Source organism: Methylobacter psychrophilus, assembly GCF_025583945.1.
Taxonomy (GTDB): domain Bacteria; phylum Pseudomonadota; class Gammaproteobacteria; order Methylococcales; family Methylomonadaceae; genus Methylobacter_C; species Methylobacter_C psychrophilus.
The window spans coordinates 65193-82874 of the sequence record NZ_JAOEGU010000016.1 but is presented as its reverse complement, the minus strand read 5'-3'; the positions used below and the strand labels follow the sequence as shown (position 1 = coordinate 82874).

The following is a 17682-nucleotide window of genomic DNA, read 5'->3' as shown; positions in this document are numbered from 1 at the left end:
CTGGATCGGTATTCAACCAGCACCGGCCCTTGGTTCCCATCTGAATCAACATTCAATCAGCACGGGCCATTGGTTCCCTTCTGAATCAACATTCAATCAGCACCGGCCCTTGGTTCCCGTCTGGATCGGTATTCAACCAGCACAAGCCATTGGTTCCCGTCTGGATCGGTATTCAACCAGCACAAGCCATTGGTTCCCATCTGGATCAACATTCAGGCAGAGCACCGGCCTTTGGTTACTAACCGAATCAAGATGCCCGTTACCGCTAATTGATTACATTCCAGAATATTAATACCTGGCATTAACAACCAATTGGATCAGAACTCCACAGCCCGACTTTACCGGCCATTAGGCTTCCATCTGAATCAACATTCAACCAGCACAAGTCATTGGTTCCCGTCTGTATCGGTATTCAACCAGCACAAGCCATTGGTTCCCGTCTGTATCGGTATTCAACCAGCACAAGCCATTGGTTCCCGTCTGTATCGGTATTCAACCAGCACAAGCCATTGGTTCCCGTCTGTATCGGTATTCAACCAGCACAAGCCATTGGTTCCCGTCTGGATCGGTATTCAACCAGCACCGGCCCTTGGTTCCCATCTGAATCAACATTCAATCAGCACCGGCCCTTGGTTCCCGTCTGGATCAGTATTCAGGCAGAGCACCAGCCCTTGGTTACTAACTGAATCAAGATGCCCGTTACCGCTAATTGATTACATTCCAGAATATTAATACCTGGCATTAACAACCAATTGGATCAGAACTCCACAGCCCGACTTTACCGGCCATTAGGCTTCCATCTGAATCAACATTCAATCAGCACAAGCCCTTGGTTCCCGTCTGGATCGGTATTCAACCAGCACCGGCCCTTGGTTCCCATCTGAATCAACATTCAATCAGCACGGGCCATTGGTTCCCTTCTGAATCAACATTCAATCAGCACCGGCCCTTGGTTCCCGTCTGGATCAGTATTCAGGCAGAGCACCAGCCTTTGATTACATTCCAGAATATTAATACCTGGCATTAACAACCAACTAGATCAGGATGCACACAGAGCACAATTACCCTGCTACTCATGGCGCAATAAAGAAAGGTACGGGTATTTATTTTTAGTTGCTACCAATTCAAGATAGCACCAGCTTAACCCATCACTTAATCCCAACTGATGAGAGTATAAATCAACCCAATGAACGAATAATCCAAGGCCGACAATGTATGTTTTTTATGTTATATTATGTGCAACCTTGATTGTGTGGCGGTATTTTTGGCGGTATATTTCAAAAAAACAAACCACAAAGTCTTTAAAATCAACCCATACGGGGCAACGTTGTATAGAGCCTCGGGCACCACACACATTACACAGATAGAGATCGCGAACCTGCGTTACCAATAACGTCCACTATCCCGCCACTATCAATATACGCCAGTAGCTTTTAGAAACATTTGCAATATAAGTTGCATATTGTTGATAAGTCGCGTTATTGGCCAGAAAGTCATTTTTTATACAGTGCTGCAAGATACCAATCAATAGCAGCCATCAATTGAGACACAATACATGCCATTTTCAAAACTCGGTTTATCAGATCCACTTTTACGTGCTATTGCTGATGCCGGTTACTCTACTCCATCTCCTATTCAATTACAGGCCATTCCCGCGGTATTAAACGGTCATGATCTGCTGGCTGCCGCACAAACAGGTACCGGTAAAACTGCCGGCTTTGCGTTGCCGATCTTACATCGCTTATCTCAACATGCTTACGGTGCCAACCGTCCGATCAGAGTATTAATATTAACGCCAACTCGTGAACTTGCCGCGCAAGTCGGTGAATCAGTCAATAAATATGGTGTACATTTACATCCACGATTAAAAACTGAAGTGGTATTTGGTGGGGTAAAAATTAATCCACAGATGATGCGTTTAAGAGGTGGGGTTGATGTACTGGTAGCTACTCCGGGTCGTTTATTGGATTTGGTTAATCAAAATGCAGTCAAGCTGGATAAGGTAGAAACACTGGTTCTGGATGAAGCAGATCGAATGCTGGATATGGGCTTTATTCGTGATATTCGTAAACTAATTGCCTTACTGCCTAAAAAACGTCAAAACCTGTTGTTTTCAGCAACTTTTTCTGAAGATATACGTAAGCTTACAACGGGCTTACTGGTTAATCCGATAAAAATTGAAGTGGCGGCTCGTAATACCGCAGCAGAAACAGTTGAGCAAATTGCTTATCTTTGTAATAAAGCCAACAAAACCGAACTGCTTTGTCATTTGATAAAAACCAATGACTGGCAACAAGTTTTGGTATTTACCAGTACCAAGCATGGTGCCAACCGACTGACTGATAAACTCAACAAAATTGATATAAAAGCGGCTGCCATTCATGGTAATAAAAGCCAGGGTGCAAGAACCAGTGCCTTGTCAGGGTTTAAAGCCGGCGAGATCAGAGTGTTGGTTGCTACTGATGTGGCTGCACGAGGCATTGATATCGCGTTACTTCCGCATGTTGTCAATTTTGAATTGCCACGCGCTCCTGCCGATTATGTGCATAGAATTGGTCGTACTGGCAGGGCAGGTATAGAAGGGCAAGCGATATCGCTGGTATCGCATGATGAGCGTGATGCTTTACGCATGGTTGAAAAATTGATTGGTGCGCCGATTAAACGTGAGCAGATTGTCGGTTTTGAACCGGCTGATGTTGCACCACCTATGCCGCCTGAGCCTCCACGCGCACCTCGGCCACCCAGAAACTCAAATCAGGCGCGTAAACCTTCGGGTAATTCAAACAATAGACCCCGCTCAAGAAGCAGCGTTTAAGCCAAAATGCTTATTCACCCTAAAAGCTGATTATTTAGGATAAACGAGATTAGCGCACAAGAAATGGCCAGTCTTGCCTTGCAAATTAAGCAATGGGGGCAAGAACTGGGCTTTCAGCAAGTTGGTATCACTGATACTGATTTATCGGCTGCGGAAGGTCATCTGGACAACTGGCTGGCAAACAACTTCCATGGCGAAATGGATTATATGCAGCGACATGGCCTTAAACGTAGTCGACCTGCTTTATTACATGAGGGTACCGTCAGAGTTATTTCTGTGCGAATGGACTATCAGTCAGAGTCAACTGCCGCCATGAACCAGTCTCTGGCTGATCCGACGTCAGCTTATATTTCACGCTATGCCTTAGGCCGTGATTATCACAAAATGATGCGCAACCGCTTGCAAAAGTTGGCTGATAAAATACAGGTCGAAGTATCTTTGTTTTCACAAAAACCAGTATTTAATTCAGGCATGCGTGCTTTTGTTGATAGTGCACCTGTCCTGGAAAAAGCGTTGGCTGAAAAAGCGGGTTTAGGCTGGATCGGCAAACATTCTAACGTAATTAATCGTAAAGCCGGGTCGTGGTTCTTTTTAGGCGAAATTTTTATTGATTTACCCTTGCCAATAGATAATCCTGCCAGTGCTCATTGCGGTGTCTGTACTGCCTGTCTTGATATTTGTCCAACTCAGGCAATAGTTGCACCTTATCAAGTTGATGCCCGACGTTGTGTTTCTTATTTAACCATTGAGTTACACGGCTCAATTCCTGAAGAATTAAGACCATTAATAGGCAACCGTATTTATGGTTGTGATGACTGCCAGATTATTTGTCCGTGGAATCGCTTTGCCAAGATAACCGCTGAAGCTGAATTTAATCCGCGTCAACAACTTAATACCCAACAATTATTGGATGTTTTTGCTTGGAGTGAGGAAACGTTTTTAACAAAAACAGAAGGCTCAGCGATACGCCGTATTGGTCATAATCGCTGGCTGAGAAATATTGCTGTCGCTTTGGGTAATGCACCAGCATCACCACGTATTATTGAGGCCTTAACGCTTGTGCTTACACATGATTCTGAGATGGTCAGAGAGCATGTGCAATGGGCATTAGATCAACAGGCATCGTAAACCCAATTTGCCATTTAACATCGTGTAAATCTTTGGGCGGAGCATCATCCGCCCAAAGAGTTGTTCAATTTTCTTTATAAAATCGATAACTTGTTTTTTAATGTGCAGTATCGTGATGCCATTTTGGCATTAAAATAATGCTGTTAGGATTAAGTCCCTGCTTTTTAAAGGTATCGATGCTGGCGATTTTTTCAAAAGTTGCCATATCAATTACCGTCAAAGAACCGTCATTCATGTCGGGAAGATCCAGAAAATTATTCTCCACAATCGCATAGTGTTCATCCGGTGAAAATACAACATGGTGAGCACCCGCAGCAGTCGGTATAGACTTTAATAATGTGGGTTTTAACACCGATTGACTGATATCAAAGACGTTAAGATAACCAGGCTTGGCTGTGGTGATATACATCCGATCATGCTTGTGGTTGAAGTAAATCTCCAGGGGTACGCTTTGCGTTAACGGATTAAATTCGTAAGCTTGCTCAAAATCAAAGGCTTTATTGGCGGCATTCCACTGTCCCGTCCAAATAGTTCCACCAAACATCGTTGTGATATAAGCCAATGGTGGATTTGCTTCCGGCAGAAAAACGGCCTCTACCGTAGCGACACCCGAAGGTGATGGCTTGTCTGATAGTTTGTGGGTAGATAATACGTTACCGCTACTGGCTTCGATGACGGTAACCGTTTCGCCGGGATCACCCAAGTCGGATGGGCGTATAGTACTGGTGACCATGATACGATCAATATTTTCTTGCAGGCCGATACCGTGCGGATAACGAATATGAGTGGTTTTTGATTCAGCAGCGATGACCTTAATCGGTTGGTCAGATTGGGCATTACCGACAATGACATTGCTGGTGCCCATACAAGTCAGGTGCCAAGTTTTGTTATCATCAGAGAATACCATGTCTTCACTTACCTTGCATTCAGGTATATCAATTTTTTCGATGTGATAGGGTACATGCTTCATATTCATAACATGAAGGGCACCATTTCCTAAAGAAGTAATATAGGCTTTGCTAAGGTCTTTGTTATAAAAAATATGATGTGCAACCAAATCGTCTGGTAACGGTATATTATTTAAAATTTTTCCGAAATTTTTAGACTTCGGATCAACATCTATAATTGCTATTCCCTCACGTCTTGGGGTTTGCGGCTTACTTTCGTAATTAACCATCGCTAATATTTCTGTCTGTCCTGTTACTGGAATGAGCGCTAAAAAAGCCATCCCGATCAGTATGGATTTTGTTTTTTTCATGGTGTTGATCCTCATTTTTTTGAAAATAGTGCTAATAATTTAATAAGTTATTATCGTTTTTTAGTATTATTAGGTGCTTGTTTGACTGGTTTATTAATCAGGTAAATTTCTGTGGTTTTGAGATAAATCAGAGCTTTAACGACCTATGTACGCTTGGCTAAAATAATGTGTTTTGGCAAGTGATACTTTTTTAAAATAAAGCGACCGGTCATCTCATTTTTTATAATACCATTAACATTTACAAAAATCACTAAATAAATCGGGGCAATATTTTTATCGATTTGGTAGTGCAGTGACACCTTTCGGCACTGTAAATCCTTAGTACTAAAAGAGTGGTTTTAGTGGTCTGCTCGCGGCAAGTGAAGGTTAAGGCGTTTGTCGTGAGAATGCTTGATAAAGCCGCCACATAGCACAGTTAAGTAAAGCTATTTTTTGTAGGCAGTAGGATATGTTCGCGGCGATACCGCAACTATGATTCCGGGTGTGGTCGATATAGCGCTTATGTATCGCTGATTCTGAAAAGTTTAAAGTAATTTGTGACTCATTCAAGTTTCATTATTTTGATGTAACAGGGATTGTAATGTTTTATGCGCTTTTTCAAACTCAAATCCCTTGATTTGCCGGGCAAGTTCTTCGTAGGCTAACCCTAAGGTAGAGCGTAGTGACTCCGTGTAATTTTCAAATAACGGGATAGCAGCAGTGTCGCTTTCTGCCAGCAGGGAATTTAGTTTTTTCAGTGCTATTCTTAGGGTTGCTTGCTCCGGATATACAGCGTTTCCGTGAATGGGAGTAAATGACAGGGCAGAGCTAATAGCCTTGAGTTCAAGATTAATGGTATCCATTTCAAGGTGAATATCGTCATTATGAAGCGTTTTATACTCAATGTCCCCCAGCTTGCCTTCCAGATGAGCCACTATTTTTGCCAGATGATCAATCCCCAGAGTGGCAGCCGAGCCCTTGAGCGAGTGAACCAAGTGTTTGGCTTCCTTGTAGTTACCATTATCCAGGCTCGTGGCCAACAATATCATGTCATTGGCATGTAGTTCTATAAACAGCGCCAGTAATTCCAGGTATCTTTCGGCATTACCTCCCAGTATTGATTGACAATAAGGTATGTTAATGCCGGGTATCTTTGCCATCTGCGCCAGGGCAATATCATTACTTTTTTCCTGTGCTTGCGCTACTGCTGCATCAGTCGTTGTTCCGGAGGAAACTATGTTGGTAAGCGCTTTGGTATGTTTTATAATGGCCCCGTTATGTGCATTTTTCATTTTTGGAGGTAGCCATTTTAACAGGGTTGTATAGAGTATTTCAGGATCTATCGGCTTGGTGATAAAGCCATTCATGCCAACTTCTGTGCAAGTACGGCGACTCTCGGCAAAGGCGTTGGCAGTTAACGCTATAATGGGTATTGTCTTCCATCCTGGTAAAGCACGGATGGCCAAGGTCGCATCGATACCATCCATATTGGGCATTTGCATGTCCATCAGGATTAAATCATAGCTATTGGCTTGCGCTTTTTTAATGGCTTCCAGACCATCTGGCACTGATTCGACGACCATACCTGCGCTACGTAGCAGCGCCACAATAATTTCACGATTGACGTCATTGTCTTCCGCCAATAGCAGTCTTGCACCTTTGTGTTTTAGTTTTAACTGGGTCTCGGCCTCTCCCGGCTTCATAATCCTGAATGCGGTTGGTATGATGCGTTGGCTACGTTGTAGGCGTGTAGTAAACCAGAAGGTACTGCCGATATTTGGGGTGCTATCAACCCCAACTTCTCCTCCCATCAGTTCTACCAAGCGTTTGGTGATAGCTAGTCCAAGGCCGGTACCGCCATATTTATCTGTACTGGAAGTACTAACCTGTTCAAAGGGTTGAAACAGTCGAGGTATATTTTCGGGTGAAATGCCAATACCTGTGTCGGTAACCTCAAAGCGTACCAAGAGCTTGTCACCGTTTTCTTCCAGTAGCTTCGATCGAAGTGTAATCAAGCCTTTGTCGGTAAATTTAACAGAATTGCCAGCATAGTTAAGCAACGCTTGGCGTAGTCTTATTGGATCGCCCCGCAACCATAAGGGAACGTCACCACTATCGATCTGGATAGGGAGAAGTCCTTTATTTTTTGCCGATTCGTCAATAATTGATCTGACATTATCGAGAATATCGGCAAGCCGGAAGTCGGTATTTTCCAGTTCCAGTTTACCCGCCTCGATTTTTGATATGTCGAGAATATCGTTGATAATAGACAGTAGATGATGCGCTGCAGTATCGATTTTACTAAGCTTTTCGGCCTGTTCCGGTATTAGCTTGGTACGGCGTAGCAGATAAGTGAGGCTAATGATGGCCGTCATCGGAGTGCGAATTTCGTGACTTATATTGGTTAGAAAGGTACTTTTGGCGCGATTGGCAGTTTCGGCGGCTTCTTTGGCTTTTGCCAGTTCAGCGGTTCGGGAGAGTACCAGTTGTTCGAGGTGATGGCGATGTTGGTCAAGTTCAACTTCATTTTTCTTGCGCTCGGTAATATCGCTTAGCACAATGCGGCAGAAGTCCTTGTTCTTCGTTTCTTGCGTGCCGGCTTCTGCCAGTTGCGCCCAAATTTGTGTGCCATCATGTTTAACCATTCGTAACTCGCAGGACTGTGGTTCACCCGTTTGAGAGAGCCGTTTACGTTGTAGATAAAAAATGTCCTGATCCGCTTTGAAGATAAAGCGGGCGATCGGCTGGCGAGTCAACATGCGTCTATCCAGGCCCAGAATGGTAGCAGCTTTGAGGTTGGCTTCCAGGATCAGGCCTTGTTCATCAAGCGTGCAATAGCCTACCGGAGCCAAGTCATAGAGATCAAAATAGCGAGCTCTTGCATCGTCCATCAATAGTTGTGCCTGGCGCAGTTCTTCATTTTGCATTTCCAGCTCAATCTGATGTACACACAGTTCGTGTAGCATCTTGCGGATGGCTTCCGGCGACAGGTCGTCAAGGACATCCAGAGATGCAGTCGGCTTTTCCTGTAAAACCAATGCTTCAGCCTGTTGGCGTAAAGTCGACACGAGGGCTGGTGTAGGCATGTTGCCTACCTTGTTATCATTATTAGGCATTAGCTGCCTCTATCAGTCGAGCTGTTGTGGCAATGGCATACACTTCCCCTGCATCATTTAGCAAAGCCGTAGCGATTATCCAGACATTCACGGTAGTACCTGTCTTGGTAACACGTTGTGTATAGTATGGCTCCAAGGTTTTGGTGGCGCTAATTTGATTATCTATGGTTAATGCCTGTTCTTGTAGCCCTTTGGGAATTATATCGCGAACGTTCATTTTTAGCGCCTCAGCTTCACTCCAGCCATACAATTTTACGGCTCCTGGGTTCCAGGCCATAATATGGCCTTTTAGATCCTGCACGGTGATGGCATCGGTTGCATCGTGCACTACTATTGCCAGGCGACGCAGTGCTTCTCGCGCCTCCATAATCTCGGTTATATCGACAAAGGTAATTACCACGCCTTCAATAATATTATCGAGAGTGCGATAAGGCTGGATGCGCATGGCAAACCGCTTGTTATCGGTTGTCTGTACATCGACTTCTTTAGGAATCAAAGTATTTAGAACGCCATTAGCATCCTCCATGAGGCGGTCGTAACCAACCAAATTGAGAGCCAGGTGGCTTACCGGTCGACCTACGTCGTTTACGATCAGGTTCATGATTTTGCAGGCAGTTGGGGTAAAACGCAAAATACGCAGTTGCAGGTCTAAAAAAATGGTGGCAATGCCGGTGCCAGCGAGCAGATTGTTCATATCGTTATTGGCTCGTGACAAATCTATCAGCTTGGTTTGTAACTCGGCATTGACGGTAGCAAGTTCTTCATTAACTGACTGCAATTCTTCTTTGGAGGTTTCCAGTTCCTCGTTGGTAGATTGCAGTTCTTCGTTAATTGATTGCATTTCTTCATTTGAGCACTTTAATTCTTCGTTGGAGGTTTCCAATTCCTCGTGAAAGGCTTGCATATACTCGTCTTTTTGTCGTAATTGCTGCTTTAGCGCTTTGATGCGCCCATCTGCGTCTATTTCAGTACCCGGTGTGCCTACATCGGTGATTGTTTCAGTGCCCTTTATGCTCAGCGTTTCCTGCGCTTCTTCCAGCGTAACCAGATACAGGGAAGATGGCGGCGTTGTTGTCGGACTTATGGTTACCGGATGTATGGTTAAGTTAACCAGAGTAAAGTGACCGTTGGTTTTAACGCGCAGGCCGGGACAGTATACGCTCTCTGATAATCTTACCGCTTTGTGCAGGCTGGTGGTCAGGTCTAGCCTTAGCCCTTCACGGGCCATTTTTAGCATATTATTAATACCGGACTCGCCGGGAGTCGGCTCCAGATACCTGCCGGTGCGACCATGTAAATAGAGAATATCACCCTGATTATTCACGAGGGCGCTGGCTGGCGCGATTTTTTGTAACAGTGTTTGTTCTGTCAGTTCCCGTAATGACAGTTTTACGGTGTTGTCTGTTTTCCCGGGCGCTCGCAGCATTGGTAGTTCAAGTGTCGTCAGTGGCTGCATAAAATTTCCGGGGCGTTTGTTTTGTTGGTTATAAGCATACTCTTTACGCTTGTACAGCTTGGCCTTGCGGTCGAGTACGATAAATACATCATCAAATTCACCTACACTCTCGGAGCTGCCCAAAAATAGGGTGCCGCCAGGGTTGAGCGCGTAGTGAAATAGCGGAATAAGCTTTTTTTGCAACTCTGCAGTCAGATAAATCAGCAGGTTGCGGCAACTGATAAGGTCAAGTTTGGAGAAGGGGGGATCTTTAATGACGTTGTGTTCAGAAAAGACCAACATATCGCGGATGTTTTTATGAATCCGGTAGCCGCCGCCGTCAGGCTCAGCCGTAAAAAATCGCGCCAGACGGTTCGGTGAAATATCAAAGGCGATACTGGCGGGGTACAGGCCGGCGCGAGCGGTAGTAATTGCCTGGCGGTCAATGTCGGTAGCGAAAATTTGTACTTTGTAACTTTGCTGGATCTGTTCCAGATATTCTTGTACAACAATGGCGATAGAATAGGCTTCTTCGCCGGTAGAGCATCCGGTAGACCAGATACGAATCATCGTAGTTATGGGTTTGTCGACAAAAAGTGTCGGGATGATTTTTTTTTCAAGTGCTACAAAGGCATCCGGATCGCGGAAAAAATTGGTCACGCCGATTAACAGGTCGGCAAATAGCGCGTTGACTTCGGCGGGATTTTGTTGCAAAAATTGAAGGTATAAGTCAATGTTATCTATTTGTTGTACCGCCATTCGTCGTTCAATCCGGCGATAGATTGTTTTGGGTTTGTAGAGGGAAAAATCATGGCCGGTTTGGCCTCGCAACAGCACGAAAATCTTGTTTAAAATTGTCTCACGGGGTACTAAAGGTGTGCTGATTAACTCGGGGCGATTGATAAAGGCGTGCTTGACATAGTTGATGAGCTGGGCAGGCATCTCGGCTGGCGGCATTACGTAATCGACCAGGCCGGTAGCAATAATGCTGCACGGCATACCATTGAATTCAGTAGATTCTGTATTCTGCGCCATAACGATGCCACCTTCGGCCTTAATGGCTCTTGCGCCCGATGTGCCATCGCTACCGGTACCGGAAAGTATAATGCCAATGGCACGCTCATGCTGATCTTGGGCGAGTGAGCGAAAGAAAAAGTCAATAGGTAGGCGCTGGCCGCGTGGTGCAAAAGGCATCAGTAATTGTAGTGTACCGTTCAGTAGTGCCATATCGCGATTGGGTGGAATTATATAGGCACAGTTGGGTTGCACCTGCATGCCGTTCTCAACTTCATAGACCTTCATGCGTGTATAGCGCTGGATGAGATCAGTGAGAATGCTGCTATGGTCCGGAGCCAAATGTTGTACCAAAACAAAAGCCATGTCAGGGTCGGTGTCGGTAGGCATTCCGGAGAAAAATGCCTCAAAAGCTGCCAGTCCGCCAGCCGAGGCACCGATGCCGACGATCGGAAAAACGGTAACCGGCTTGTCAGTCGTTTTTTGCGGATTATGGTTTTTTGGGTTTATAGCTTGTCCGTCACTTGTTTTGACGTCGCCTGAAGCTTTCGTGGTATTTTTTTTGTTTTCCTTATGAGTCGTCATGACAATTTCCTTGTTTGAATGGTTTGGTCAGGGATTGCTGTGTGGAGTTTAAGTTTGCCATAAAGGTTAAGATAACGCTCGGCGATGGCGACGAAATCGTCAAATCCGTCCAGAAAAGCATCGGTCATGTCTGGATCGAAGTGCTTGCCGCGGCCGGCAGCAATAATATCGCGGGCTTGAGTGTAGGACATTGCCGGCTTATAAGTACGGGCTGAAATTAGTGCATCAAAAACGTCGGCAATTGCCATCAGACGAGCAGAAACAGGAATGTCATCTTTTGCCAGTCCGTCAGGATAGCCGCTACCATCCCATTTTTCGTGGTGCCAGTGGGCGATTTCTTTGGCCAAAGTAAGAAATGCCAAGTGTATATCAATATCCTGTTCGGCCTGCTCGATGGCATCGCTACCTAACTTGGCGTGGGTTTGCATGATGGCCCATTCATCGGAGTCAAGTTTGCCGGGTTTGTGCAGAATATGATCGGGAATGCCAACTTTACCAATATCGTGCAATGGCGCAGATCGGGATAACAGATTAATATAGTTATCAGTAAGCGTAGCAGCAAAGCGGGGATGTAGGGTTAAGCCATTGGCCAGTCGCTGGACATAACCTTGGGTGCGTAAAATATGATTGCCGGTTTCCAGATCACGAGTTTCGGCCAGACGTGCCAGCGCCTGAATACTGACCCGCTGGGTAAAATCGTTTTCGGTCATGCGCTTGGTAACTTCGGCTTCAAGGGTGGCGTTTTGGTCTTTCATCCAGTCACGTGCCAATTTGGCTTCAAGCTGGGTATGCACTCGGGCCAGTACTACAGCCGGTATGATGGGTTTAGTTATATAATCGGCAGCGCCAAGTTGCAGTCCGCGTTCTTCATCACCTATATTAGCCAAAGCAGTAAGAAAAATAACGGGAATGTCCCAGGTTATGGGGTTATTGCGTAATTGTTTAAGTACCTCGTAACCGTCCATGTCCGGCATCATAACATCCAGTAAAATCAGATCCGGCTTAGGCTGTCTGCCAGCTATGCGACAACCACTTTTACCAGTAGTTGTCGCCAGCACCCGATATTGTGGGCGTAGTAGCTCACTTAATACAGACAGGCTTTCTGAGGCATCGTCAATAATCAGGATGGTAGTATTTTTTTCACTAACCATGCGCCTGTATTCCTTGAATTTTAATTCGCATTCTAAACCTTTTAATGCTTTTGCAAAGTTGATTATTTGTTATGTGGTTAACGAGATGGGGCAGAAAGTGTAGCGATAGCTTAAAAATGCGCGGATTATTCAAAAATAAGTAAATGGTGGGTATAGCTATCATCATTTACTTATTTTTGAGTCAATTCAGGGAAGCCATTGCTGACTATTTAGTAGTTAGCTTTTAAGGGGTAATTCGCCATTATTTGTATAGCTTTGAACGGTGAAGAAATTTTTAAAATACGGCATGAAACTAATGGTAGTGGGGATTGAATAGAAGCAATAAATGGCGGCTGCTTCGCCTGTTGAGACACCCAGCAACCATTGCGGCATAAATAAAGTCATCAGGGCCATAAATAAATGATAACTGGAAATTTTCCAGTTATTTTTCCAGATAAAACCACTTAATGCCAGCGCAAATAACGAGCCGTGAGTAACAAAGGTTCCAAAGGCACTCGCGATGCGATAACCGATATGATAAGTCCCCATAAACAAACAGGAAACCATATTGCCAATAAAATTAGGTGTAGTATCAAAAATTTGCAGGTTTTTTGGCAAAAAAGAGCAGGCCAGGAATAAGCAGCTTAAAGTCGCTCCAAATAGTGTTGCATGTTTAAGTGCGGATTTATCAGATGAGTAGGTGGCGAGTGCCGGCATAATGGCGAGTGCCTGCATACTGATATGATAAGTTGATAATTCACTTAAAAAAAGATTAGGCCCGTAACCACATTGATCGGCAACCGGATAGGCAAAATATTGAATAAATTCCATGAGTGAAAAATGAAAAATAGCATAAGATCTTGCCACTCTCACCCAGAAGGATTCAGTTTTATCAAGAAAAGTCACGCTTGAAGCAGCAATTCCTACAACACCGAGCCCCAGTGACATGTCAGCACTAAAACACATAGTTTTTACCCAAAATAAAAAACAGTATAATAAAAAAAACCAGTAACACAACGTATAAAGTTATTAAAGTGGCTGTGCTGTGTGTGTAAAAGAATCAAAAGAAGCGAGCAGGACTATTTACTTGCCACATTCATGGCCGCTTTTGAAAGCAATATTTTCTCTCCGACAGGCTTGTTTACTTGAGAATCTTTAACGGTCTGGTGAGTTCTGCGGGTCACCCAAATTGCGCATTTGTCTGAGTATCCAATTTTGTCTTCTGATGACATAACTGGAAGGGTGTGCTGCCTTTAGCTGAAGGGGATTGGGTAATGTGGCTGCAAGCATCGCCGCTTGTGAACGGCTGAGGTTTTTTGCCGAAGTGCCAAAGTAATGTTGGCTTGCTGCTTCTATGCCAAATAAATGATCACCAAATTCGGCAATATTCAGGTACACCACGACTATTCGTTGTTTACTCCATGCTATTTCTATAAGTAAGGTAAACCAGGCTTCCAGTCCTTTACGGATAAAGCTTTTGGATGGTGTTAAAAATAAATTTTTGGCAACTTGTTGGGAAATGGTGCTGGCTCCTCTCAAGCGTCGCCCGCCATTGATATAAGCAGTAATTGACGAGCTTATGGATTGCAAATCAAAACCAAAGTGCTGGTAAAACTGCTGGTCTTCTGAGGCAATAACGGCAGTCGATGCATTTGAGGAAATATTTTTTGCACTGATCCATTGATAGTTAATGGACTTAAATGCGTGGTCTTCAATTAAGTCTTCATAATGCCGATATAACATAAACATCGAGGTTGGTACCGGCAACCACTTTAGCAAAATAACGATAGCAATAGATGAGGCAACAAAGAAAAGCAGGCTATTTCGCAGTATTATACGTAGTGATAATGACTTGGCTTGACTGGGTTGTAAGTGTCGGTTTTTTTTTGCCAAGTTATTGTTACTGTTCGTTTAAGGAAAATATTGTTGAGTATCATAAAGCCTTTGCTTACGCTTGAATACAAAACCCCCTGTTATTTTTGTAACTGAGCGGCGTCGCTTAAGGTTGCTTCGGTTTGCCAGCCACCACCCAAGGCTTTATATAAAGCCACCAGATCGTTGGACAGTTGGGCTTCACTATCGACCAGATTACGTTGCGCCTGAAAAAGTGCCTGCTGGGTTTGGAGCACATCCAGAAACATTGATAAACCTTTACTATAGCGCTCATCGGCCATTTGCACAGCAAGTTCGCTCGCGGTAACCGCTTGCGCAAGTGACTGGTGTCGGTGTTGTTCATTTTTATAGGCAACAAGTGTATCTTCAACTTCTTTAAAAGCGGTTAAAACAGTTGATTGGTAGGCGAGAAAAGCCAGGTCAAATTGCGCATTTTTACTTTTAATGTTGGCGTTAATTCGTCCCCAATTGAAAATGGGTAAGGTTAACGATGAGGCGGTAGACCATGATTTACCAATCGGGGTAAAGTCGGTGATACGCGTATTTTGCAGGCCTATAAACGCTGACAGGTTTACTCTCGGATACAGTTCGGCAGTTGCAACACCGATATTGGCGTTGGCCTCGGCAATTTTCCGTTCGGCATAACGAATATCGGGCCTGCGCAATAATAGTTCGGAGGGGAGGTCGGCTATTACAAGGCTGGTCATTGCTGGAATGGGGGCTGAATTATCGAGCCGAAGCGCCAGGGCATTGGGTTCCCGTGCCAGCAATACACTAAGTGAGTGGATTGATTGGTTAACAACAGTTTCATACACCGGCATAAAAGCTTCGGTAGTCGCTGTCTGCGATTGTGCCTGAGCCACTTCCAGCATGCTTGCGAAACCTGCTTGTTGGCGTATTTGAGTCAGTCTTGCTGTTTCTTGTTGAGAATATAAGTTCTCGCGCGTTATGGCGATTAATTGTTGATTGGTGCGTAACTGGATGTAGTTGCTGGCGACTTCGCCCAGTAGGGTAATCATCACATCCCGGCTGTTTTCTATGGCGCTGTCGACATTGGCATCAGCGGCTTCTATGGCACGTCTTTCGCCGCCAAAAAAATCCAGCTCCCATTGAGCGTCAAAGCCGGATTGAAAAATATTGATGATTTGATTACCGAAACCAGAGCCGCCAGCCGCAGCAGGTGTGCCACCCGTTTGAGCGCCTGCGGTGGAGTTGTTAAGACGTCGACTAACATTGCTTTTTCCTGTTATGGAGGGCAAGCCGGCAGTAATGGTTACCCAGCGTTGGGCACGAGCGTCTTTAACCCGTACCAAAGCCTGTTTTAAATCCAGATTGGCGGCAATGGCATCGGTGATAAGTCGGTTGAGTATCGGGTCATTGAAGTTTTTCCACCATTGATCCCGTAGAATCGAGCTGGTGTGGTTGTCCGGTAATCCGGTATTTCGGTTTTTGACGGTTTCGGTCCATTGTTTGGGGGTTGCGACAACAGGGCGCTGGTAGTCGGGCCCGACAGTACAGCCCCAGACCAGAAAAATTAAAGGCAGCATGATAAGGCAACGTTTCATGAAGAGGGACCTTTAGCATCATTTTGGCTATTTTCTGAATCCTTGTTGGTGGAGTAATCACGGGCTTCAATAAATACATCCATCTGTTGGCCGACATAGATAGGCAATTGTTTGCGATCAAACCGGTACAACGCTTGCAATACTCGCGTATCAACCCGTTCATTACTGTCGCCAGTCAGGGATTTTTTAGGGACAACATAGGGTTCGACATAGGCCAGGCTTAGGTCGACTTTGAAGCTTCGATTGCCGCGCAGAAAAGCAATGGCTTTGCTGTTTTTGTCGAAGCGCCACGCATCATTCTCGTCAATATCAACCCGCACATGCAACTGATTCAGGTCACCCAACAATAGTAAGGGGGTATTTAAAAAGCCGGTGGGGGCAAACTCACCCGGTCGAATATTGACTTGCAGAACTTCACCTTCGACCGGTGCGCGCACAATAAGACGGCTTAAGGTAGTTTCAGTATCGGCAAGGTTAGCTTCTGCTTGTTGTACCAATGCCAACGCACTTTCCAGTCTGGCTTTGGTGATTAGCATGGCATTACGTCGTTTAAGCAATTCTTCGGCGCTGATGGCACGCCGATCGGTTACGGCTTCAGCTAAATCACTGAGGGATTTTGCATCATTGAAAGTGGCCTTTGCAATGGTAACATCGGCCTTGGCTTTGGTAAGGTCTGCACGTTTGATCGCTAATGTCGCAAGTGTATCAAGATCATCCAGATAAAAAAGCGGCGCATCCGCTTTAACTTGATCGCCAACCTTTACGGCTATTGCTTTGACAATGCCAGGCAAGGGTGTGCCAATGGCGATATTACGGCTTTGCGCTTCAATGATTCCGGCACCGGCAATAAAGGCTTTAAACGGTGCAGAGGCAGGCTCTGTGATGGCCTCTGCAATTGGCGTAGGATTATTACTATTGATTGCCGTGTAAGTGGCAAATAAAAATCCGGCAACAGCCAGTAGCGGGAGTGTGTATTTGATTTGCATGGTTAATATTTAAGGTTCAAGGCAACAGGTGAAATTCGGCGGGCATAAGGTTCATGGTTAAAGGGATCAAGGGTTTGTCGCTTTAGAATTGCTCTCTTTTACTTTAACAATATGCCCGTCATCCATTTCGGCAATACGATCGGCAAAGTCAAAGATACGCGTATCATGGGTAACAATAACTAAAGTTCGGTCTTTTTGCATGGCGACTGCTTTGAGCAGTTCCATCACATTACGCCCGGTTTCATGGTCCAGTGCGCTGGTGGGCTCGTCACAAACAATAAGTCGTGGGTTATGTACCAAGGCGCGGGCAATGGCGACACGTTGTTGTTGTCCACCGGAAAGTTGTGACGGTAATGATTGCCAGCGCTCTCCCAAGCCCACCTGTTCAAGTAATGTTATGGCTTTACGCTCGGCTTCAATGCGTTTCATGCCGTTAATAATAAGCGGAACCGAGACATTTTCTGCTGCATTTAGTGACGGTAGCAGGTTAAATGCCTGAAATACAAAACCAATGTTTTTTGCCCTAAAATTTAACTTATCCTTACTGCGCATGGTAAGTAAATTTTCACCAAACAATTCACAAATCCCTTCATCTTGGTCAAGAATGCCGGCGATTACTGAAATAAGGGTCGTTTTACCGCAGCCGGATGGCCCGACCAACATCATCAGTTTGCCCTCAGCAATCTCCAGATTAATATGGTTAAGGGCAGTTACTTTTTGACCGCCGGTATCATAAACTTTGACTACGTTTTGGCAGCGTACGGCTATATTCGTCATG

13 protein-coding genes are annotated in these 17682 nt (G+C 44.9%); 4 read left to right on the top strand and 9 right to left on the bottom strand.

Annotated features, from left to right (window positions below; translation table 11 throughout):
• From N7974_RS10015 to queG, 4 genes are all read left to right on the top strand, one after another.
• Positions 1-292 (top strand): hypothetical protein (locus tag N7974_RS10015; protein WP_262965475.1); only part of this gene is annotated, 292 nt, incomplete at its 5' end.
• A 97-nt stretch (positions 293-389) separates the two neighbouring features.
• Positions 390-686, top strand: a complete 297-nt coding sequence (locus N7974_RS10010; RefSeq protein ID WP_262965474.1) for a hypothetical protein — start codon at positions 390-392, stop codon at positions 684-686.
• An 869-nt stretch (positions 687-1555) separates the two neighbouring features.
• A complete protein-coding gene (locus N7974_RS10005; RefSeq protein ID WP_262965473.1) occupies positions 1556-2815 on the top strand; it encodes a DEAD/DEAH box helicase in 1260 nt (419 codons plus the stop codon).
• Positions 2816-2878: 63 nt separating this feature from the next.
• Entirely contained in the window at positions 2879-3943 is a 1065-nt protein-coding gene (gene queG / locus N7974_RS10000) for a tRNA epoxyqueuosine(34) reductase QueG (RefSeq protein WP_262965472.1), read from the top strand.
• A gap of 97 nt (positions 3944-4040) precedes the next feature.
• Here the strand turns inward: queG and N7974_RS09995 are convergent, their stop codons facing one another.
• The 9 genes from N7974_RS09995 to N7974_RS09955 all read right to left on the bottom strand — a co-directional run bounded on the left by N7974_RS09995 (position 4041) and on the right by N7974_RS09955 (position 17681).
• Positions 4041-5201 carry a YncE family protein gene (locus tag N7974_RS09995; protein ID WP_262965471.1) on the bottom strand — a complete coding sequence of 387 codons (1161 nt, stop codon included), beginning with the start codon at positions 5199-5201 and terminating at the stop codon, positions 4041-4043.
• 545 nt (positions 5202-5746) lie between these two features.
• Positions 5747-8296, bottom strand: coding sequence for a PAS domain-containing hybrid sensor histidine kinase/response regulator (locus tag N7974_RS09990; RefSeq protein WP_262965470.1), 2550 nt, complete (start codon positions 8294-8296; stop codon positions 5747-5749).
• Positions 8289-11330 (bottom strand): chemotaxis protein CheB, encoded by a 3042-nt coding sequence (locus tag N7974_RS09985; protein WP_262965469.1) that lies wholly within the window; start codon positions 11328-11330, stop codon positions 8289-8291. The genes N7974_RS09990 and N7974_RS09985 overlap by 8 nt, the downstream gene beginning before the upstream one ends.
• Positions 11327-12481: a response regulator gene (locus N7974_RS09980; protein WP_262965468.1), complete on the bottom strand. Its 1155-nt coding sequence runs from the start codon at positions 12479-12481 to the stop codon at positions 11327-11329. The genes N7974_RS09985 and N7974_RS09980 overlap by 4 nt, the downstream gene beginning before the upstream one ends.
• 216 nt (positions 12482-12697) lie before the next feature.
• Complete coding sequence (locus N7974_RS09975; protein ID WP_262965467.1) at positions 12698-13426, bottom strand: DUF5765 domain-containing protein; 729 nt, start codon at positions 13424-13426, stop codon at positions 12698-12700.
• 189 nt (positions 13427-13615) lie between these two features.
• Entirely contained in the window at positions 13616-14353 is a 738-nt protein-coding gene (gene mtgA / locus N7974_RS09970) for a monofunctional biosynthetic peptidoglycan transglycosylase (RefSeq protein ID WP_262965466.1), read from the bottom strand.
• An 80-nt stretch (positions 14354-14433) separates the two neighbouring features.
• Positions 14434-15918, bottom strand: coding sequence for an efflux transporter outer membrane subunit (locus N7974_RS09965; protein ID WP_262965465.1), 1485 nt, complete (start codon positions 15916-15918; stop codon positions 14434-14436).
• Entirely contained in the window at positions 15915-16904 is a 990-nt protein-coding gene (locus N7974_RS09960; RefSeq protein ID WP_262965464.1) for an efflux RND transporter periplasmic adaptor subunit, read from the bottom strand. The genes N7974_RS09965 and N7974_RS09960 overlap by 4 nt, the downstream gene beginning before the upstream one ends.
• Positions 16905-16970: 66 nt before the next feature.
• Positions 16971-17681, bottom strand: a complete 711-nt coding sequence (locus tag N7974_RS09955) for an ABC transporter ATP-binding protein (RefSeq protein ID WP_262965463.1) — start codon at positions 17679-17681, stop codon at positions 16971-16973.
• Position 17682 lies beyond the last annotated feature (1 nt).

Coding starts and splice junctions, on each gene's coding strand:
- N7974_RS09985 (WP_262965469.1), bottom strand. CDS start 11,330: ATGACGACTCATAAGGAAAACAAAAAAAATACCACGAAAGCTTCAGGC.
- N7974_RS10005 (WP_262965473.1), top strand. CDS start 1,556: ATGCCATTTTCAAAACTCGGTTTATCAGATCCACTTTTACGTGCTATT.
- N7974_RS09960 (WP_262965464.1), bottom strand. CDS start 16,904: ATGCAAATCAAATACACACTCCCGCTACTGGCTGTTGCCGGATTTTTA.
- N7974_RS09975 (WP_262965467.1), bottom strand. CDS start 13,426: ATGTGTTTTAGTGCTGACATGTCACTGGGGCTCGGTGTTGTAGGAATT.
- N7974_RS09995 (WP_262965471.1), bottom strand. CDS start 5,201: ATGAAAAAAACAAAATCCATACTGATCGGGATGGCTTTTTTAGCGCTC.
- N7974_RS09980 (WP_262965468.1), bottom strand. CDS start 12,481: ATGGTTAGTGAAAAAAATACTACCATCCTGATTATTGACGATGCCTCA.
- N7974_RS09965 (WP_262965465.1), bottom strand. CDS start 15,918: ATGAAACGTTGCCTTATCATGCTGCCTTTAATTTTTCTGGTCTGGGGC.
- queG (WP_262965472.1), top strand. CDS start 2,879: ATGGCCAGTCTTGCCTTGCAAATTAAGCAATGGGGGCAAGAACTGGGC.
- N7974_RS09990 (WP_262965470.1), bottom strand. CDS start 8,296: ATGCCTAATAATGATAACAAGGTAGGCAACATGCCTACACCAGCCCTC.
- N7974_RS09955 (WP_262965463.1), bottom strand. CDS start 17,681: ATGACGAATATAGCCGTACGCTGCCAAAACGTAGTCAAAGTTTATGAT.